The 20,527-nt window shown below is 66.3% G+C and carries 13 protein-coding genes and 3 pseudogenes; 8 read left to right on the top strand and 8 right to left on the bottom strand.

Going from position 1 to position 20,527, the window contains the following annotated elements:
* Positions 1-11: 11 nt before the first annotated feature.
* From dnaK to radC, 3 genes and pseudogenes are all read left to right on the top strand, one after another.
* Entirely contained in the window at positions 12-1,946 is a 1,935-nt protein-coding gene (gene dnaK, locus CLG85_RS19360) for a molecular chaperone DnaK (protein WP_095882934.1), read from the top strand.
* Between the two features lie 76 nt (positions 1,947-2,022).
* Positions 2,023-3,171 (top strand): molecular chaperone DnaJ, encoded by a 1,149-nt coding sequence (dnaJ, locus tag CLG85_RS19355; RefSeq protein WP_224847535.1) that lies wholly within the window; start codon positions 2,023-2,025, stop codon positions 3,169-3,171.
* A 143-nt stretch (positions 3,172-3,314) separates the two neighbouring features.
* Positions 3,315-4,080 (top strand): annotated as a pseudogene (gene radC, locus CLG85_RS19350) (RadC family protein).
* A 3-nt stretch (positions 4,081-4,083) separates the two neighbouring features.
* Here radC and CLG85_RS19345 read toward each other — a convergent pair.
* From CLG85_RS19345 to secA, 3 genes are all read right to left on the bottom strand, one after another.
* Positions 4,084-5,658 carry a phosphate ABC transporter substrate-binding/OmpA family protein gene (locus CLG85_RS19345; protein WP_095882077.1) on the bottom strand — a complete coding sequence of 525 codons (1,575 nt, stop codon included), beginning with the start codon at positions 5,656-5,658 and terminating at the stop codon, positions 4,084-4,086.
* 22 nt (positions 5,659-5,680) lie between these two features.
* Positions 5,681-6,640 carry a translocase gene (locus CLG85_RS19340; RefSeq protein WP_095882078.1) on the bottom strand — a complete coding sequence of 320 codons (960 nt, stop codon included), beginning with the start codon at positions 6,638-6,640 and terminating at the stop codon, positions 5,681-5,683.
* A gap of 154 nt (positions 6,641-6,794) precedes the next feature.
* On the bottom strand, positions 6,795-9,518 hold the full coding sequence (gene secA, locus CLG85_RS19335) for a preprotein translocase subunit SecA (RefSeq protein WP_095882079.1): 2,724 nt from the start codon (positions 9,516-9,518) through the stop codon (positions 6,795-6,797).
* A gap of 184 nt (positions 9,519-9,702) precedes the next feature.
* On the opposite strand from secA, the gene CLG85_RS19330 reads away from it, so the two are divergent.
* The 4 genes from CLG85_RS19330 to CLG85_RS19315 all read left to right on the top strand — a co-directional run bounded on the left by CLG85_RS19330 (position 9,703) and on the right by CLG85_RS19315 (position 12,584).
* On the top strand, positions 9,703-10,578 hold the full coding sequence (locus CLG85_RS19330) for a peptidylprolyl isomerase (protein WP_095882080.1): 876 nt from the start codon (positions 9,703-9,705) through the stop codon (positions 10,576-10,578).
* Complete coding sequence (gene argJ / locus CLG85_RS19325; protein WP_095882081.1) at positions 10,579-11,808, top strand: bifunctional glutamate N-acetyltransferase/amino-acid acetyltransferase ArgJ; 1,230 nt, start codon at positions 10,579-10,581, stop codon at positions 11,806-11,808.
* Between the two features lie 91 nt (positions 11,809-11,899).
* Positions 11,900-12,301 (top strand): 8-oxo-dGTP diphosphatase MutT, encoded by a 402-nt coding sequence (mutT, locus tag CLG85_RS19320; RefSeq protein ID WP_095882082.1) that lies wholly within the window; start codon positions 11,900-11,902, stop codon positions 12,299-12,301.
* 160 nt (positions 12,302-12,461) lie between these two features.
* A complete protein-coding gene (locus CLG85_RS19315; protein WP_095882083.1) occupies positions 12,462-12,584 on the top strand; it encodes a hypothetical protein in 123 nt (40 codons plus the stop codon).
* Positions 12,585-12,803: 219 nt separating this feature from the next.
* Here CLG85_RS19315 and infB read toward each other — a convergent pair whose 3' ends face one another.
* The 4 genes and pseudogenes from infB to rimP all read right to left on the bottom strand — a co-directional run bounded on the left by infB (position 12,804) and on the right by rimP (position 18,219).
* Positions 12,804-15,326 (bottom strand): translation initiation factor IF-2, encoded by a 2,523-nt coding sequence (infB, locus tag CLG85_RS19310; RefSeq protein WP_095882084.1) that lies wholly within the window; start codon positions 15,324-15,326, stop codon positions 12,804-12,806.
* A 10-nt stretch (positions 15,327-15,336) separates the two neighbouring features.
* A pseudogene (locus CLG85_RS19305) lies at positions 15,337-15,991 on the bottom strand (RNA-binding protein).
* Positions 15,992-15,998: 7 nt separating this feature from the next.
* On the bottom strand, positions 15,999-17,630 hold the full coding sequence (nusA, locus tag CLG85_RS19300) for a transcription termination factor NusA (RefSeq protein ID WP_095882085.1): 1,632 nt from the start codon (positions 17,628-17,630) through the stop codon (positions 15,999-16,001).
* Positions 17,631-17,634: 4 nt separating this feature from the next.
* Entirely contained in the window at positions 17,635-18,219 is a 585-nt protein-coding gene (gene rimP / locus CLG85_RS19295) for a ribosome maturation factor RimP (RefSeq protein ID WP_095882086.1), read from the bottom strand.
* A gap of 313 nt (positions 18,220-18,532) precedes the next feature.
* On the opposite strand from rimP, the gene CLG85_RS19290 reads away from it, so the two are divergent.
* Positions 18,533-19,489, top strand: coding sequence for a zinc-binding metallopeptidase family protein (locus CLG85_RS19290; protein ID WP_095882087.1), 957 nt, complete (start codon positions 18,533-18,535; stop codon positions 19,487-19,489).
* Between the two features lie 193 nt (positions 19,490-19,682).
* Here the strand turns inward: CLG85_RS19290 and CLG85_RS19285 are convergent.
* Positions 19,683-20,480, bottom strand: a pseudogene (locus CLG85_RS19285) (FUSC family protein); the annotation flags it as partial.
* Positions 20,481-20,527 lie beyond the last annotated feature (47 nt).

Genomic DNA, 20,527 nt, shown 5'->3' with positions numbered 1-20,527 from the left:
GGGATCGAATCATGGGCAAAGTGATCGGTATCGACCTCGGCACCACGAACTCCTGCGTCGCCATCATGGACGGCAGCCAGGCTCGCGTGATTGAAAACGCCGAAGGCGCACGTACCACCCCGTCGATCGTCGCCTTCACCGACGACGAACGCCTCGTCGGCCAGCCCGCCAAGCGGCAGGCCGTGACCAACCCGGAAGCCACCATCTTCGCCGTGAAGCGTCTGATTGGCCGCCGCACCACCGATGCGGAAGTGACCAAGGACCAGAACATCGTCCCCTACAAGATCGTGGACGGCGGCAATGGCGACGCCTGGGTTGAAGCCAAGGGTGAGAAATACTCCCCGTCGCAAATCTCTGCCTTCATCCTCGGCAAGATGAAGGAAACCGCCGAGAGCTACCTCGGCGAGGAAGTGACCCAGGCCGTCATCACGGTCCCGGCCTACTTCAACGACGCCCAGCGTCAGGCCACCAAGGACGCCGGCAAGATCGCCGGCCTCGAAGTGCTGCGCATCATCAACGAGCCGACCGCGGCTGCGCTGGCCTACGGCCTCGACAAGAAAGAATCGAAGACCATCGCGGTCTATGACCTCGGCGGCGGCACCTTCGACGTGACCATCCTCGAGATCGACGACGGTCTCTTCGAAGTGAAATCCACCAACGGCGACACGTTCCTCGGCGGTGAAGACTTCGACATGCGGATCGTCAACTACCTGGCGGACGAGTTCCGGAAAGAGCACTCGGTCGACCTGACCAAGGACAAGATGGCCCTGCAGCGTCTCAAGGAAGCTGCCGAGAAGGCCAAGATCGAGCTGTCGAGCTCGAGCCAGACCGAGATCAACCAGCCGTTCATCTCGATGGGTTCGAACGGTCAGCCGCTGCACATGGTCATGAAACTGACCCGCGCCAAGCTGGAAAGCCTCGTAGGCGACCTGATCAAGGCCTCGCTGAAGCCCTGCGCGGCCGCTCTCAAGGACGCCGGCATCTCGAAGGAAGAGATCGACGAGGTCGTCCTCGTTGGTGGTCAGACCCGCATGCCGAAGGTTATTGAAGAGGTAACCAAGTTCTTCGGCAAGGAGCCGCACAAGGGCGTGAACCCGGACGAAGTGGTTGCCATGGGCGCCGCCATCCAGGCCGGCGTGCTGCAGGGTGACGTGAAGGACGTGGTCCTTCTCGACGTGACTCCGCTGAGCCTCGGCATTGAGACGCTGGGCGGCGTGTTCACCCGCCTGATCGACCGCAACACCACGATCCCGACCAAGAAGTCGCAGATTTTCTCCACCGCCGAGGACAACCAGTCGGCCGTGACGATCCGCGTCTTCCAGGGTGAGCGCGAGATGGCGGCCGACAACAAGCTGCTCGGCCAGTTCAACCTCGAGAACATCCCGCCGGCACCGCGCGGCATGCCGCAGATCGAGGTGACCTTCGACATCGATGCCAACGGCATCGTCTCCGTGTCGGCCAAGGACAAGGGCACCGGCAAGGAACAGAAGATCACCATCCAGGCTTCGGGTGGCCTCACCGACGAGGACATCGAGCGCATGGTCAAGGACGCCGAGGAGAATGCCGAGGCGGATGGCAAGCGCAAGGAGCTGGTCGAGGCCCGCAACCAGGCCGAGAGCCTCATCCACTCGACCGAGAAATCGATCGAGGAGCATGGCGACAAGGTCGACCCGTCGACCATCGAAGCCATCGAGCTGGCGATTGCCGCGCTCAAGGATGACCTCGAGAAGAGCGACATCACCGGCGAGAAGCTCAAGTCCGGCATCCAGAACGTGACCGAAGTGGCCATGCGTCTGGGCGAGGCGATCTACAAGGCACAGGCCGAGGCGGGCGACTCCGCTCCCGAAGCCGATGTCGACGACACCGGCGACAAGTCGGGCCCGTCGGATGACGACAACATCGTGGACGCGGACTTCGAAGACCTCGACGACCGCAAGCGCAGCTAAGCCATAGCGGAACCAGACGGGGGCCGGTCCGGATGCCGGACCGGCCCTTTTCTGTTCCGGGCCAAGGAGGGCATGTATGTCCAAGCGTGACTATTACGAGCTGCTCGGCGTCGCCAAAGGGGCCTCCGCGGACGAGATCAAGAAGGGCTATCGCAAGAAAGCGAAGGAACTTCACCCCGACCGGAACGCGGACAACCCTGACGCGGAAGCTCAGTTCAAGGAAATCAATGAGGCCTACGAGGTTCTCAAGGACGCCGACAAGAAGGCAGCCTATGACCGCTACGGCCATGCGGCCTTTGAGGGTGGCATGGGCGGCGGACGTCCCGGCGGTGGCTTCGGCCAGCAGGGCGATTTCGCCTCGGCCTTCTCCGACGTCTTCGACGATCTCTTCGGCGACTTCATGGGCGGCGGCCGCGGTGGCGGCGGACGCCAGCGCGCGGCGCGCGGCGCAGACCTGCGCTACAACCTTCGCGTGACGCTCGAGGACGCCTACGGCGGCCTGCAGAAGACGATCAACGTGCCGACCTCGGTGCAATGCGGCGAATGCCATGGTTCGGGTGCCGAAGGTGGCGCCGAGCCGGTGACCTGTCCGACCTGTTCGGGCATGGGCAAGGTCCGTGCGACACAGGGCTTCTTCACCGTCGAGCGCACCTGTCCGACCTGCTCGGGTCTCGGGCAGATCATCAAGAACCCCTGCGCGTCCTGTGGCGGCCTGGGCCGTGTGCAGAAGGAGCGCTCGCTGTCGGTGAACATCCCGGCGGGGGTCGAGACTGGCACCCGCATCCGTCTTGCCGGCGAAGGCGAGGCGGGTATGCGCGGCGGGCCTCCGGGGGATCTCTACATCTTCATAGAGGTGAAGAAGCACGGGATCTTCGAGCGCGAGGGCACCGAGCTGCATTGCCGCGTGCCGGTGTCGATGACCACCGCCGCGCTTGGCGGCGACATCGAGGTGCCGACCATCGACGGCGGCCGCAGCCGCGTGAAGATCCCCTCGGGCAGCCAGTCCGGTCGCCAGATGCGCCTGCGTGGCAAGGGCATGCCCGCCCTGCGCGGCGGCGCGGCCGGGGACATGTTCATCGAGCTGGCGGTCGAGACGCCGGTGAACCTCACCTCGCGCCAGAAGGAGCTTCTGCGCGAGTTCGAGGACCAGTCCGAGGACAACAACCCGGAATCGAAGAGCTTCTTCTCTTCGGTGAAAGGGTTCTGGGACTCGATGAAGGGCTGATCGGCCTTTTCGCAGGAATCGGAAGCGGCGCGGAAATTTCCGCGCCGCTTTCATTTGCGGAGAGGCTGCGGGGTGTGTGGCGGCCAGCGCCTCGCGCGCGTGGATTAACGCTTTTCTAACCGTGCTGGCGCCACCCTGGGCGCATGAGCCCACCGCGCCATTTCTCCGACAGCCAGCCCTCGCTCTTTGCACGCGACGAGGTGCCGCTGCGCCCCGCGCACGGCGGGCGGGCACTTCCGTCCTACATTCGCGACCACAGAAGGCGCCTGAGGGATCGGTTCCTCACCGGGGGGGGCTGATGCCGTGCCCGACTACGAGCTGCTGGAGCTGCTGCTGTTCCGCGCCATCCCCCGACAGGACATGAAACCGCTCGCCCGCCGCCTGATCGAGCATTTCGGCGATTTCAACGCGGTGGTTTCGGCTCCGCCCGCCCGGTTGCGCGACGTCGACGGGGTGGGCGATGCCGTGGTGACCGAGCTGAAGATCGTCGAGGCGGCGGCGCACCGGCTCGCCCGCAGTCGGGTGTTGCAGCGGCAGGTGGTCAGCTCGTGGGAGGCGCTGCTGGACTATTGCCAGACCGCCATGGCGCACCGCGACACCGAGCAGTTCCGCGTGCTCTTCCTCGACCGCAAGAACGTGCTGATTGCCGACGAACCGCAGGCGCGCGGCACGGTGGACCACGTGCCGGTCTACCCGCGCGAGGTGGTGAAACGCGCGCTGGAACTGAACGCCAGCGCGCTCATCCTCGTCCACAACCACCCCTCGGGCGATCCCACTCCCAGCGATGCAGACGTACAGATGACCGAGCAGATCCGCATCGCGGCGGAGGCTCTGGGCATCACCCTGCACGACCACCTGGTGATCGGCCGCTCGCGCGAGCTGAGCTTCCGCGCCGAGGGGCTGCTCTGAGCCTTAGCGCAGCCAGACCTCGACGCGGCGGTTCACCTGCCGGCCCCAGACCGTGTCGTCGCAGGCCATGGGCATGGCTTCGCCAAAGGCGTCGGTCTCCAGCGTGATGCCGGCAAGGTCGCTGGCCTCGGCGGCAGCGATGACCGCGTCGCGGACCGAGGCGGCGCGCTCTCCGGCGATCTGCAGATTGCCCTCGCTCGGCCCCTGTCCGTCGGAGAAGCCGATGAAGACCAGCGTGCGGCCGTCGTACTCGCCCACCTCCAGCGCCCGGGCGAGCTGCTGGACGTTCGAGCGGGACTGCGCATCGAGCCCCGCGGAGCCTGCCTCGAAGCGGAAGGAGGTGGTCAGCCGCCGCATCGGCTCGAGCGTGTCGACCAGCCGCTTCAGTTCGGTCAGCCCGACCTCGCCCTCGGCAACCGCGATGGCGTTGGCAAGCCGGTCGCCCTGCGCGTCAAGCGGCAGCTCTTCGGGGGTCTGGTCGACGAACCCCGCGCGGCGGATGACGATCTGCGCGGGGGCGGAGCGGGTGAACTCGAGAAATTCGCGGGCCAGCTTGGGCAGGCGGCGGGCGGGCATGTAGACGAAGACCGGCATGGTCAGCGGGTAATCCTCGGTCTTGATCGCCTGCCGGGTGCCGCGCAGGTGGAATCCGCAGCTGCCGGTCAGCACGATAGGACGGCTGTTGCCGACCTCGGCCGCGCTGACGAATCCGAGGCCTAGCGCATCCTCGGAGACCGCCGCCGCGAGGTCCGCCGCGTTCTGGTGGCGGACGGTCTCGGCGCTGCGCAGGGTCAGCGCGGGCGGCTGCAGGAGCTGGTCCTCAAGCGCCTGCACCAGCCCCGACCCCTCGCGCGGGAGGTGCAGGACGATCGGCGCGTCCGGCCCGCCGAGGGTCTGCCAGTTGTCGATTTGGCCTGAGAGCACACCCGCGAGATGCGGCAGCGAGACCTCGGTGACCGGGTTGTCGGGCGCAACCACCGGCACCAGCGCGTCGAGAGCCAGCACGCGGCTGCGGTTGGGCTGCGTCAGATCGCCGAGCCCGGCCTGCCGGGCAAGCTCTTGCTCGGCGGGGCGCACCTCGCGCAGGGCGACGACGATATCGGCCTCGTCGGCGAGCAGGTCGGCAAAGCCCTCGTCCGTGCTCGAGGGGGCGATGTCGAACCGGCCTATCTCGCGGTCGCCATCGGTAAAGGAATAGCGTGTCCCGCCTTCGGCCAGCGTGCCCGGCTCGGCGCCGTATCCATTGCGCTGCGCGAAGCTCTCGATCAGCGCGGGCATGAGAAGCGCGCCCATGGTGGCGGCGCCGGAGATGCGCAACTCGGCGACGAAATCGGTCAGCGATGGGCAGCCGACGCCCTCGCAGAGCACGCCCGAGCTGTCGACGGTCAGCTCGCCGTAGCGGCTGTCGATGCGGTAGAACTCGCCGTCAAAGCCGAGCATGGTGCCGCTCAGCTCGATGCCGCCGTCCCGCGAGCGCAGGGTGACGTCCTGAGCGGCGGCTTGTGTCGGGAAAACGAGGCCCGATAGGGCGCCCGGAATGAAAAGTGCGGCGATGATCGCCGCACGGACCTGTCGCATCGGGGCCTCTTGACCGCTCGTTCTAGTTGGCGGCGATCTTCAGGTCTTCGAGCAGGTTTTTCAACACCAGAAAGTCACCGGCGGCGCTGCAATCGGGCATGGAAAGCGTAAGATCGCGGGCGCGCAGGCTGCCGCCCAGGCGATGCTCAAGTGTCTGTGCCTCGAGCCCACGACCGCAATTGGTCGCGGTGATCTCGGCCTCGATGGTGAGCGTGACGGCGCCGGCGGTTTTCGCGGCGGCAGCGGGGAAAGTATAGACCTCGGCCATGCGCGCCTCGGGGCTGGCGGCATCGCCTAGCCGGGTCATAAAGCCGCCCTCGCCGCGCGCGGTGCGGGTGAGATCGCCGGCGGCGGCGGCCCAGACATGGCCCGCCTCGTCCCCCGCCGCGCCGAATTCATTGGCGTGCAGGGACAGCCCGCTCTCGCCGCGCCATTGCAGCGCGACACGGTCGTAGAAGGGCAGGGCGGGGACCTCGGCCATGGCGGTCGCCCCGGCGCCATTGGCGAAGGAGGCGATGAAGAGCGCGCGCTCGGACAGCGCGGGCACCTCGACACGCAGCGTGCCGTCGGGCTGGGTCACCTCGGTGAACATCAACCCGTTGTGGTGGATCGTCACCCGCTCCGAGGCGAAGCAGGGCGCCACGATGTCGAGCGAGACCATGGCTCCCGCGCCGGTGCGCGCGGACATGGCGACCGAGCAATCGGCTGCGGTGATCTCGGTCTCTTCGGGAAGGGTCGCCGGGGTGGCCTCTGGCTCGGCCACGGCAGCGGCGCGCACCGTCTGAGGTGCGGGCAGGCTGGCCTCGGCGGCGCGATCAGAGGGGAGATCCGGCAGTCGGGCCGAGGAAGTGTCCTCGATCTGCGCGATCTGCATCGCGCCGGCGCTTCGGCTGCGGGCGTCGTGCTGCTGCATCACGAAACCGATGCTGACGGCTGCGCTGAGGGTTACAACTGCAAGCCTGTAGGTCTTGATCCGTCCCATGATCGTCCCCGACAACTGAACTCGTACGGGAAACAATCTGGCCTTCAAAAGAGGCATGGTTGCGGCGATGGGGAGGAGTCATCGGGGCGGGCCTGGGGCATTTTTGCCCCGGACCCACCCCGGAAAGTCGGTCTGCGATGTCAGCGCTGCCCGGTCAGGCGAGGCTGCCGTGGCAATGCTTGAACTTCTTGCCCGAGCCACAGGGGCAGGGGTCGTTGCGGCTCGGGTTGCCCCATGTTGCCGGCTCGTTCTCGTCAAACCCGTCGACCAGCGGCTCGTGCGACTCCGGCACGCCGGCGTTCTCGCTCGGGCCGACCGCATGGGCCTGCTCGGTGAGCTTTTGTTGCTGGGCCTGCTGTTCGGCCATCTGCTGCAGCATCTTCTGCTGCTCTTCCTGGGTCATCGGGCGCACCCGGCCAAGCTGCTCGGTCACGCGCTCGCGCAGCGACTCGAGCATCGTCTCGAAGAGCTGGAAGGCCTCGGTCTTGTACTCGTTGAGCGGGTCGCGCTGCGCGTAGCCTCGGAAGCCCACCACCGAGCGCAGGTGCTCGAGCGTCAGAAGATGCTCGCGCCACTTTGTGTCGATGGTCTGCAGCAGCACCTGCTTCTCGATCTGGCGCATGGTCTCGGGACCGAAGGCTTCGGCTTTCTCGGCCATCTGCTTGTCGGTTGCCTCTTCGATGCGTTCGCGGATGGCTTCCGCGTCGACACCCTCTTCCTCGCCCCAGGCGATGACCGGCAGGTCGATGCCCAGCTTCTCGATGCAGGCGGCGTAGAGGCCCTGCATGTCCCACTGGTCGGCATAGGCCTTGGCGGGGGCATGGGTCTCGACCAGCTCGTCGATGACCTCGTGGCGCATGTCTTCGACGATCTCCGAGAGATCTTTGGCTTCCATGATCTCCAGACGCTGCCCGAAGATCACCTTGCGCTGGTCGTTCATCACGTCGTCGAACTTCAGCAGCTGCTTGCGGATGTCGAAGTTCCGGCCCTCGACCTTCGCCTGCGCGCGCTCGAGCGACTTGTTCACCCAGGGGTGGATGATCGCCTCGCCTTCCTTCATGCCGAGCTTGGTCAGCACGCGGTCGAGCCGCTCGGAGCCGAAGATGCGCATCAAGTCATCTTCGAGCGACAGGTAGAAGGAGCTGCGGCCCGGGTCGCCCTGACGGCCCGACCGGCCGCGCAGCTGGTTGTCGATGCGGCGGCTCTCGTGGCGCTCGGTGGCGAGGACGAAGAGACCACCGGCCTCCTTCACCTCGGCCTCGGCCTTGGCATGCTCGGTCTCTATGCGGGCGCGGATCTCTTCGGGGTCGGCCTCGGGGTCGGCGGCGATGGCTTCCATCACGAGGAACTCGAAGTTGCCGCCCAGCTTGATGTCGGTGCCGCGACCGGCCATGTTCGTCGCGATGGTGACCGCGCCCAGCTTGCCGGCGTCGGCGACGATCTGCGCCTCCTGCTCGTGCTGGCGGGCGTTGAGCACGTTGTGGGTCAGCCCGGCGCTGGTCAGCAGCTGCGAGAGCATCTCGGATTTCTCGATCGAGGTGGTGCCGACGAGGACCGGCTGGCCCTTCTCGTGCGCCTTCTTGATCTCTTCGGTGATCGCCACGTATTTCTCGGCGGTGGTGCGGTAGACCTTGTCGTCGTCGTCGATCCGCGCGATCGGCCGGTTGGTCGGAACCTCGACCACGCCGAGCTTGTAGATCTCGGCGAATTCCTCGGCCTCGGTGAGCGCGGTGCCGGTCATGCCGCCCAGCTTGTCGTAGAGGCGGAAGTAGTTCTGGAAGGTCACGCTGGCGAGTGTGACGTTCTCGGGCTGGATCTGGCAGCCTTCCTTGGCCTCGATTGCCTGGTGTAGGCCATCCGAGAGGCGGCGGCCGGCCATCATCCGGCCGGTGAATTCGTCGATCAGCACAACCTGACCGTCGCGGACGATGTAATCCTTGTCCTTGGTATAGAGCTTGTGCGCGCGCAGGCCCTGGTTCACGTGGTGCACCACGGTGGTGCTTTCCGGATCATAGAGCGTCTGGCCCTCGGGCAGGATGCCGCGGCGGTGCAGCATGTCCTCGAGCGCCTCGTTGCCCTCGTCGGTGAAGGTCACGTTGCGGGTCTTCTCGTCGAGCGTGTAGCCCTCGTCGGGCAGCTCGGGGATCAGCCGGTCGATGGCGACATAGAGGTCCGAGCGGTCCTGCGAGGGGCCGGAGATGATCAGCGGGGTGCGGGCCTCGTCGATCAGGATCGAGTCCACCTCGTCGACCACGGCGAAGCCATGGCCGCGCTGCATCATCTGGTCCAGCTCGGACTTCATGTTGTCGCGCAGGTAGTCGAAGCCCAGCTCGTTGTTGGTCGCATAGGTGATGTCGCAGGCGTAGGCCCGTTTCTTCTCATCCTCGGGCTGCTGCGGGTAGACCACGCCGGTGGTCATGCCGAGCGCGGCAAAGACCTTGGACATCCATTCGGCGTCGCGGCGGGCGAGGTAGTCGTTCACCGTCACCACGTGCACGCTCTTGCCGGAAAGGGCATTGAGATAGGACGGGAAGGTCGCGACCAGCGTCTTGCCCTCGCCGGTCTTCATCTCGGAGATGTTACCCTGATGCAGGAAGACGCCGCCCATAAGCTGCACGTCGAAGGCGCGCAGGCCGAGCGCCCGCTTGGCGGCCTCGCGGCAGTTGGCAAAGGCCTCGGGCAGCAGCGCGTCGAGGCTTTCGCCCTCGGCAAAGCGCTTGCGGAACTCCTCGGTCTTGGCGATCAGCCCGGCGTCGTCGAGGGCCTCGTACTCGGGTTCCAGAGCGTTGATCTGTGCGATCAGCGGTCGGGTGGCCTTGATCTTGCGGTCGTTCGGGGTGCCGAACACCTTCCGCGCGAGTTTTCCCATTCCGAGCATTTGGCCTGCCTGTGCTGTCTGACAAAGTCGTGTTCTGCGTGAGGCATCCGCTTGCCCGCCTCGCACTCAACCCATATGACACAGGGGAACGACCGGCCTTGCAGAGCCTTCAGGCGATGTAAGCGGCAGGTCGGTAAGTGTCAACGCCGCCCGGTGGCGGGCGGCCAACTGGAAGGACGCCTAGATGCCCAAAACCCTCACCACACTGGGGGCGGCCGCGCTCGCCCTGACCCTCGCGCTGCCCCTTCACGCCCAGGATCAGGCCGCGGAGCAGACCGAGGCGCTGAGCGCCGACACCGTCGTGGCAACGGTGAACGGCACGGACATCACCCTCGGCGAGATGCTGGTCGTGCGCGCCAGCCTGCCCGAGCAGTACCAGCAGCTTGGCGATGACGTGCTCTGGGACGGCATCCTCGACCAACTGGTGCAGCAGGAAGTGCTGGCGCAGGACGAGAAGGCGGTCGAGACCAAGCGCGTGGACCTGTCGCTGAAGACCGAGCGCCGTACGCTGCTCGCCGCCGAGACCGTGTCGGCCGTGGCCGATGCCGCGGTGACCGACGAGGCGCTGCAGGCCGCCTATGACGCACAGTTCGCAGATGCCGATCAGGGGCAGGAGTACAACGCCTCGCACATCCTCGTGGAAAGCGAAGACGAGGCCAAGGCGATCATCGAGGAACTGAACGGCGGCGCCGATTTCGCCACCGTGGCCAAGGAGAAGTCCACCGGCCCCTCGGGCCCGAACGGCGGCGAGCTCGGCTGGTTCAGCAAGGGCATGATGGTCGAGCCCTTCGAAACGGCGGTCGCGGGCATGGAGCCGGGCGCGATCTCGGACGCACCGGTGCAGACCCAGTTCGGCTGGCACGTGATCAAGCTCAACGAGACCCGCGCCAAGGAAGCGCCGAAGCTCGACGAGGTGCGTGATCAGCTCTCGCAGCAGGTGCAGCAGGAAGCCGTGGCGGCCTATATGGACGAAGCCGAGGCCGGCGCGGAGATCACCCGCAAGTCCTCGGGGGATGTCGATCCCTCGATCCTGTCCAACCTCGAGCTGCTGGAGGACTGAGTGGCCAAGACCCTCGCCGTTTCCCCGCTGGCCCCTGCGGCCTTTCCCGACCTGCCGGTGATCGAGGGGGTGCGTTTCGCCTCCGTCGCGGCGGGGGTGCGCTACGCGGGGCGCACCGACGTCATGCTGGCCCTGCTCGACGCAGGCAGCACCATGGCGGGGGTCTTCACCCGCTCGGCGACGCGCTCGGCCCCCGTGCTCGACTGCCAGGCCAAGATTGGCGCCGCCTCTGACGAGGGTGCGGCGATCATCGTGAACTCGGGCAATTCCAACGCCTTCACCGGCCGCAACGGCATCGAGTCCACCCGCGCGGTGACCTCGGCCGTGGCCGCGGCGACGGGCCTGCCCGAGGCGCGCGTCTTCTCCTCCTCGACCGGGGTGATCGGCGAGCCGCTGCCGCACGAGCGCATCACCGCCAAGGTGGAGGAGCTGGTTTCCTCGCTCGACGCGACCGGCATCTCCGGCGCGGCCAAGGCGATCATGACCACCGACACCTTCCCCAAGGGCTCGACCGTCACGGTCGAGCTGCCGGGCGGGCCGGTGAAGATCGCCGGCATCGCCAAGGGCTCGGGCATGATCGCGCCCGACATGGCGACCATGCTGGTCTACATCTTCACCGACGCGAAGGTTGAGCAGCCGCTGCTGCAGAAACTGGTCAGCCAGATCAACGACCGCAGCTTCAACTGCATCACCGTCGACAGCGACACGTCGACCTCGGACACGTTGCTCATGGGCGCCACCGGCGCTTCGGGCGTCGAGGTGACCGAGGCGGACAGCGGCTTTGCCGAGGCGCTCGAGACTGTCTTCCTCGACCTCGCTCACCAGGTGGTGAAGGACGGCGAGGGCGCGACCAAGTTCGTCACCGTCGAGGTGACCGGCGCGGCCAGCGATGCCGATGCGCGCACCCACGCCATGGCGATCGCCAACTCGCCGCTGGTCAAGACCGCCATCGCCGGCGAGGACCCGAACTGGGGCCGCATCGTCATGGCGATCGGCAAATCCGGCGCCGCCGCCGACCGCGACCTGCTCACCATCCGCTTCGGTGACGTGCTGGTGGCCGAAAAGGGTTGGCGCTCGCCGGACTACCGCGAGGAAGATGGTGCACGGCTCATGAAGGCACCGGAGATCACCATCTCGGTCGATCTCGGCCTCGGGCGGGGCAGCGCCACCGTCTGGACCTGCGACCTGACCCACGGCTACATCAGCATCAACGCCGATTACCGGTCGTAACGGGGTTGCCCCTTCTTCTAGGGGCAAATATCCCGGGGAGCGCGAGGGGCAGAGCCCCTCGCCTTTTTGCATCCACCAAAGGCCCCTCGCCATGAAAAAGATCGTCCTCGTCTCCGCCGTTGCCCTCATCGACGTCGAGGGGCGCGTGCTGCTGGCGCAGCGGCCCGAGGGCAAGTCCATGGCCGGGCTGTGGGAATTCCCGGGCGGCAAGGTCGAGCCGGGCGAGACTCCCGAGGCGGCGCTTGTCCGCGAACTGCACGAGGAGCTGGGGATCGAGACCTGGAACAGCTGCCTGGCGCCGTTGACCTTCGCCTCGCATGCCTATGACGATTTCCACCTGCTGATGCCGCTTTTTGCCTGCCGCAGGTGGCACGGCGTGCCGCAGGCGCGCGAGGGCCAGGTGCTGAAATGGGCCCGGGCGCGGGAGCTCACCGATTACCCGATGCCGCCCGCTGACGTGCCTCTTATTCCGATTCTCAGGGATTTGCTCTGATCAAGGATTTTTTAACTTATCTGTGCCTATGATCAGAAATTCAGCGCAAAAACAGGCGGTTTTGCCCATTATTGAAACAGTTTTGTGCAAGATTTGTGTAGTTTTGTGGCCCTCGGTGGGGTAATAATAATTCGCACAGAGTTTTAGTTGAGGACACAACATGTTGCGCACCATCATTATGGGCAGCTGCATTTCGGTCCAGGGCTTTCTTGAGAAGACCCTCCCTGATGGACGTCTCGTCGTCCGCGTCGGGCAGCAGGTTTTCACCGGGCGCCCGGTCTGATTGTACGCCCCTTAGAAGTCAACGACATGCGGTCGCCTGATAAGGCGGCTCGTTTTTTTCTTGTCCCGGCACAGGTCAGCTTGCGCAAAGGTCACCGTGTGCTCAGGGCGGCGAGGCCAAAGGTGCCGGGCTGCTGCACTTCCCAGGACAAGAAAAAGGGCCGGCGAATGAAATCGCCGGCCCTTCTGGATTCGGATGCCCTGAATGGGGCAGGGGAGATCAGAGCGAGCGCTCGACTTCCTCGCGCTCGAAGATCTCGATGACGTCGCCGGGGCGGATATCGTCGTAGTTCTCGAAGGCCATGCCGCATTCCTGGCCGGACTGCACCTCGGCAACCTCGTCCTTGAAGCGCTTGAGGGTTTTCAGAGTGCCTTCGTGGATCACCACGTTGTCGCGCAGCAGGCGGACACCTGCGGAGCGGCGGGCGACGCCCTCGGTGACCAGGCAGCCAGCGACCTTGCCGACGTTGGACACCTTGAAGACTTCCTTGATCGCCGCGTAGCCGATGAAGTTCTCGCGGATTTCGTTCGACAGCAGGCCCGAGGCCGCCGCTTTCACATCGTCCACGAGGTCGTAGATCACCGAGTAGTAGCGGATCTCCACACCCTTCTGGTTGGCCGCGTTGCGGGCCGGAGCGTTGGCACGGACGTTGAAGCCGATGACCGGGCAGCCCGAGGCTTCGGCGAGGCCGATGTCGGTCTCGGTGATCGCGCCCACACCGGAGTGGATGACGCGCACGCGGACCTCGTCGTTGCCGACCTTCTCGAGCGCCTGGACGATCGCTTCGGTCGAGCCCTGCACGTCCGCTTTCACGATGACGGGCAGTTCCGAGACGTTCTCGTCGTCCTTGGCCTTCTGCATCAGCTGTTCCAAGGTCGTCGCGGCACCTGCTGCGGCGCGCTTGTCCTTGGTGACCTGTGCACGGTACTCGGCGATCTCGCGGGCCTGCGCCTCGGTCTCGGTGACGTTGAGAACGTCGCCGGCCTCGGGCGTGCCGTTGAGACCCAGCACCTCGACCGGAACCGACGGGCCGGCTTCGGAGACGCGCTCACCCTTGTCGTTGATCAGCGCGCGGACCTTGCCGTACTGCTCGCCCACGACGAAGATGTCGCCCTGCTTGAGCGTGCCGTTCTGCACGAGCACCGTCGCAACCGGGCCGCGGCCCACGTCGAGCTGTGCTTCGATCACGGCACCCTGTGCGGCACGGTGCGGGTTGGCCTTGAGTTCAAGGATTTCCGCCTGCAGCGCGATGGCTTCGAGCAGCGAGTCGAGACCCAGGCCGGTCTTGGCCGAAACCTCGACGTCCTGCACTTCGCCCGACATCTCTTCGACGACGACTTCGTGCTGCAGCAGGTCGGTGCGCACCTTGGTCGGGTTCGCCGAGGGCTTGTCGACCTTGTTGATCGCCACGATCATCGGCACCTTGGCCGCTTTCGCGTGGCTGATCGCCTCGACCGTCTGCGGCATCACGGCGTCATCCGCGGCAACCACCAGCACCACGATGTCCGTCACCTGTGCGCCACGCGAGCGCATCGAGGTGAAGGCGGCGTGACCGGGCGTGTCGAGGAAGGACAGCACGTCGCCGTTCTTCGTCGTCACCTGGTAGGCGCCGATGTGCTGGGTGATGCCGCCGGCTTCGCCGGAGGTCACGCTGGTGTTGCGGATCGCGTCGAGCAGCGAGGTCTTGCCGTGGTCTACGTGGCCCATGATCGTGATGACCGGCGGACGCGGCAGGAGGTCTTCCGGCTTGTCGTCCACGGTCTTGATCACGTCCTCGACGTCGGCATCGGACACGCGGGTCACGCGGTGGCCGAATTCCTCGATGATCAGTTCCGCAGTGTCGGCGTCGATGGTCTGGTTCTGCGTCGCCATGATGCCGCTCTGCATGAGCGACTTCACCACGTCAGCCACGCGCTCGGCCATACGGTTGGCGAGTTCCGCCACCGTGATCGCCTCGGGCAGCTGAACGTCGCGCACGACCTTCTCGCGCGACTGCGCACCGCCCATGGCTTTCTGACGCGCCCGCTCTTGCTTGCGCTTCATCGCGGCCATGGATTTCTGCCGGCCACCTTCGCCGCCCAGAGCCTGGTTCAGCGTCAGCTTGCCGGAGCGGCGGTTGCCATCGTCGCGGGCACGGGCAGACCGACCGCGCTCTTCGCGCTCGCGCTCTGCCTTGCGTTGCGGCTGGACCGCAGGCTTGGCCGCGGGCGCACCACCTGCACGGGCCGGAGCCGCGGCATCGTCGTCCTTGGCCGCTGCAGCGGCTTTCTTGGGCGCGGCTTCTGCCTTCTTGGCCGCTTCCGCGGCCGCAGCAGCTTCGCGGGCCTTGCGCTCTTCTTCCTCGGCTTTCGCCTTGGCACGCTCTTCGGCCTCGCGCTGCTCGCGCTCTTTCTGTTCCTTTTCGGCGCGCATGCGCTCACGCTCCTCGGCGCGGGCCTTTTCCTCGGCCTCGCGCTGAGCAGTCTCTTCGGCTTCGCGCGCCTTGGCGGCCTGCAGCGCGCGCAGCCGGCGTTCCATCTCCGAGTCGGAAATGCCCGCCGGGCGCTTGCCCGAACCACCATGCGATCCGCCGCCCGAACCCTTTGCACCGCCTGCGGCGCCCGCTTTCGGGACCACGACGCGTTTGCGCTTGGTTTCTACCACGACGTTCTTTGTGCGGCCGTGGCTGAAGCTCTGCTTCACGTTCCCGGAATGGGACCCGCCGCGCAAACCCAAAGTCTTCTTGCCGTCGTTATCGCTCATTAAGATTCTCTTATCCTTTCCGGCGGCCCTTGCCGCCCGCGGCAGCCCCTGCTGCCGTTTTCGCGTCTGCCGATGCGACGCGCAGGCCCTTCAAACGTTGGGCCTCCTCTACAACACGTTTGGTGAGTCCACCAGCGCCAAGCGCGGCATGTATCACCTTTTCGCGTCCGAAGGCCAGCCCTAGCTCGTCTGCGGTGAGCCAGCCGATGTAGTTCCCCCCCGTAGGGAGTACTCAATTTCGTCTTTCCACGGGCCGATCCGTCCTCGGCCTGGATCAGGACGCGGGCTTCCTCTTTCGAGAGCCAGTCCTTCACCTTCTCGTAACCCGAGACGGCGCCGCCGCCCTTGCGGGCGAGGCTGATCAGCTCGACCACCCGCCGGGCAAGCATGCCCTCGATGAGATCCGGCAACCCTTCGGGAACCGTTACCGGCGCCTTGGCCGCGCGGGCAAAGAGACCCTTGCCCGCCGCCTTTTCCAATGCCTTGCGATCGGCCGAGACCCAGATGCCCCGACCGGGCAGCTTGCCCGCGAGGTCAGGAACGACCTGACCCTCGGGCCCGACCACGAACCGGATCAGACCGCCCTTGGGCTCCACGTCGCCAGTGGCGATGCAGCGCCGTTCGGGCCCGTCTGCCCTGTCCTTATCCTGACCTCCACGGCTCATCTGGGACTCAGGCCTCCGCCTCGTCGGACTCGCCATCCTCGGCGTCGAGCTCATCGCTCTCTGCCGCGCCGGACACGAGTTCCTCGGGGTCGACCCAGCCCAGCATCACGCGGGCGGTCATGATCAGGTTCTGCGCCTCTTCGAGGTCCACGCCGAATTTCTCGAGCAGGCCGTCGTCTTTCTGGCGCTGGCCATCGACCGTGGTCCAGCCACCGGCCAGTTCCCAGTCGGCGCAGGTGGCGAAGTCTTCGAGCGACTTGATGTCGTCCTGCGCCAGCGCCTCTACCATCTGGGGAGTGAGGCCCTCGAATTCAATGAGGCTCTCCTCGACACCCAGCTCGCGCGCCTTCTCGAGCGCCTTGCGGGCCTGCTCTTCGATGAACTCGCGGGCACGGGTCTGCAGCTCCTCGGCGGTGCCTTCGTCGACGCCGTCGATCACCAGCAGCTCGTCGAGCTCGACGTAGGCCACTTCCTCGAGGTTGGTGAAGCCCTCGGCAACCAGCAACTGCGCGAAGAACTCGTCGACATCCAGCGTTTCCATGAACAGCTTGGTGCGCTCTTCGAACTCGGCCTGGCGGCGCTTGGACTCTTCTTCCTCGGTCATGATGTCGATGTCGAGGCCGGTCAACTGCGAGGCGAGGCGCACGTTCTGGCCGCGGCGGCCGATAGCCAGCGACAGCTGCTCGTCGGGCACGACGACCTCGATGCGCTCGGCATCCTCGTCGAGAACCACTTTCGACACTTCCGCCGGCTGCAGCGCATTGACGAGGAACGTGGGCATGTCCTCGTTCCACGGGATGATGTCGATCTTCTCGCCCTGGAGCTCGTTCACCACGGCCTGCACGCGCGAGCCGCGCATGCCGACGCAGGCGCCGACAGGGTCGATCGAGCCATCGTAGGAAACGACGCCGATCTTGGCGCGCGAGCCCGGGTCACGGGCGACAGCCTTGATCTCGATGATGCCGTCGTAGATTTCCGGCACTTCCATCTTGAACAGCTCCGCCATGAATTCCGGCGCGGTCCGCGACAGGAAGATCTGCGGGCCGCGGGCCTCGCGGCGCACGTCCTTGACGTAGCAGCGGATGCGGTCGCCGGGGCGATAGCTCTCGCGGCCGATCTTCTCGTTGCGGCGCAGGATGGCTTCGCCACGGCCCACGTCGACGATGACGTTGCCGTATTCCTCGCGCTTGACCTGACCGTTGATGATCGTGCCCTGGCGGTCCTTGAACTCTTCGTACTGGCGGTCGCGCTCGGCTTCGCGCACCTTCTGCAGGATCACCTGCTTGGCGCTCTGCGCGGCGATACGGCCGAGGTCGACCGGCGGGACTTCCTCGACATAGGTGTCACCGACCTTGGGCTCGGCCATGTACTGCTTGGCCTGCTGGACGGTCATCTCGGCCTGGTAGTTCTCGAGGAGGTCATCCTCGACCACGGTGCGCACGCGAGTGAAGGTGGCGCGACCGGTCTTGCGGTCGATCTTCACGCGGATGTCCATCTCCGAGCCGTAGCGGCTCTTGGCGGCGCGGGCGAGGCTCTCCTCCATCGCTTCGATCACCAGCGAGGGGTCGATCATCTTCTCGCGGGCGACGGCTTCGGCGGTCTGCAGAAGCTCGAGCTGGTTGGCAGAGGTGATTGCCATGGTCTTAGTCCTCCTGAGCGGCCGCGTCGTCGGCCTCGATGTCGTCGAATTTGGTTTCGTCCACTTCCTGCGCCTTGCGGGCGCGGAGCATGTCTCGGATCAGATCGTCGGTGAGCACCAGCTTGGCGTCCGACAGCCAGTCGAATTGCAGGCCGATCGTCTGCTCTTCGCCGCCCTCCTCGATGTTGAGGAGCACTTCGTCACCCTCGACCCCGGCGACCACGCCGCGCCAGCGCTTGCGGCCGTCGATCATCTCGGCGGTCTCGATCTTCACCTCGTAGCCCTCGAAGGTCTCGAAGTCCTTGAGGCGGGTGAGCGGGCGGTCGATGCCGGGCGAGGAGACCTCGAGCGTGTACGCGTCGATGATCGGGTCCTCGACGTCGAGCACGGCGGAAACCGCGGTAGAGATGTCGGCGCATTCATCGACTTCGATGCCGCCCTCGGGGCGTTCGGCCATGATCTGCAGGGTGGCGGTCTTGCCCCCCATGAGACGGATGCGCACAAGTTCGAACCCCATGTCTTCGATGACGGGGCCGACGATCTCGGCGAGGCGCTTGTCGAGCGATGATTTGGCGATGAGGTCGGTCATGTTTCTCCGACTCCTTCGGAAACAAAAATACGGGCGCGCGGCCCGTCGGTGTTTCCCGGTGGAGCTTCGGTGCCAGGACCGACGCGCCGCTGTTGAAGGGGCATATACGTGCCTGCAGCGGATTTCGCAAGGGTGATTCACCCAAGGGCGGCGGCGGGGACGTGCGCTCCGCCGCCGGGGGAGGGCGCCGGCGTCCTCCGCCCGTCACGCAATTCTCTTCCCATGCGCCGCCCGATAACGCTTGATTGGCGCATGGGAACGCTTGGTCGCCCTGCGAAGTTACCGACCCGTGTCCCGCCCATGAGGATCCCAGATGCAAATCTTCCGCTGCCCCGCCTGCTCGAGCCCGGTTTACTTCCACAACCTCGCCTGCGGTTGCGGGCAGGAGGTCAGTTTCGATCCCGACGCGCAGACCATGGTCGCGGGCGCGCCTCATTGCGCCAATCGCGACGAAATCGCCTGCAACTGGGTGGCCGAGCAGGGCGGCCTCTGCCGCTCCTGCGCAATGACCGAGACGGTGCCCGACCTGCGCGCCGAACAGAATCTTCCGCTCTGGGCCGACAGCGAGCTGGCCAAGCGGCGGATGCTCGCCGAACTGGCGCGCTGGGGCTGGTTCACCCCCGCCGACCCGGGCGCCCGCCCGGTGTTCCGCATGCTCTCGGAGGAGACACTTCACGGCGAGGCTGACGTGATCATGGGGCATGCGAACGGGATCATCACGATCAACGTCACCGAGGCAAGCGACGCGGTTCTGGCGCACCGGCAAGAGCAGTTCGACGAGCTCTACCGTACCATGCTGGGGCACATGCGGCACGAGATGGCGCATTTCCTCTTCCTGCGGCTGGCCGAGGATCCGGCCTTTCTCGACGATTTCCGGGCGCGCTTCGGGGATGAGCGGGCCGATTACACGGCGGCGCTGCAGCAGCACTACGACGCGCCGAAGGAGCGCGGACCGGAGTACATCACCACCTATGCCACCGCCCACCCGCACGAGGACTGGGCCGAGACGCTCGCGCATCTGCAGCACCTCGTGTCGATGCTCGACAGCGGTCTGGCCAGCGGGTTGCGGCTGCCGGATTTTCCGGCGGAGGGCTACGATGCCTTCCTCGAGGCCGACACCGAGGCGCTGATCACCCGCGCCGTGCACCTGTCGATCGCGGTGAACCACGTGAACCGGGCGCTTGACCTGCCCGATCTCTATCCCTTCGTGCTGACCCAGCCGGTGCGCGAGAAGATGGCCCTCGCGCACCGCTGGCTGCGGCGCGTCTGAGGCAGATCAGCCGGCCAGAGAGGCGGCGCTGCGTGCCGCGTGGCGGAAAATCTCGGCATCCGCCCCGACGGCGCGGCGGGCAAGGCGGCTGAGCGCCCCTTCGGCACGGGCGGGGGTTTCGCGGATGCGTTCGAGCCGGGCCAGCGCCGCTTTCAGCGCGCGGCGCTCTGTGGGGGGGCGTGTCGGGGCTTGCGAGGATTTCATGTGCCCGCATGGTCGCATGGCCGAGGTCGAGCAACGCCAGCCCGCTGTCCAACGCGTGGCGCTGCGCGCGGGCGGAGCGTTCGGTCAGCCGGAACAGCCGCAGCATCCGATGATAGAGCCGCGCGCGCCAGACCGCGCGGTGGCGCAACGCGTCGGCGTCGCCGGCCAGCGCCGCCACGTCGTGCAGCATCATCCTCGCCAGCGTGACCTGCTTGCGGCGCAGTGTGGGCGGGTAGACCGTGCGGTATGCCACCAACGCCGTGAGTGGCGCTGCGACGACGGCAAGGGCCATTAGCGCCGAGGTGCCAAAATCGCCGGTGAGCGGCAGCGCAGGGTGCAGCAGAAGCAGCATCACCATGTTGAAATCGAAGCTGACCTTCATACCCCGGTCGTGCCCTGCCAGTAGCGCGCCCGCGAAGATGAAGGGTAGTACCATCGCCACCAAGTGCCAGTCTGCCCCGGCATGCGGCCAGATCAGACAGCGGATCACCAGCGCCATACCCGCGCCAAGGAGCTGCCCGAAGAAGACCGAGGGCAGCATGGCGATCGGGTTCTCGAAGGTGGTGAAGATCGAGATCATGATCGACATGCCGAGCAGCAGGAACGCCCCGGCGGCAAAGCCGGTGACCTGCCAGAGCGCGCCGAAGAGCAGCAGGGCGCCGCTGGCGCGGATCGCGGCCTCGCGCGCACCGATCCAGTCTCTGTGCAGCACGACCGGCAGCATGTCTTCGGTGCCGGGGACCGAGCGGTTCTCGGGCGCGCGCCAGCGGGCGAGGGCGTGGGCCAGCGGTCGCAGCGTCTCGGCAAGCCCGGGCAGGGCGGCGGCGCGCTCGA

Source organism: Alloyangia mangrovi (assembly GCF_002300555.2).
GTDB lineage: Bacteria > Pseudomonadota > Alphaproteobacteria > Rhodobacterales > Rhodobacteraceae > Salipiger > Salipiger mangrovi.
This window is presented reverse-complemented; position numbering and strand designations above follow the sequence as displayed.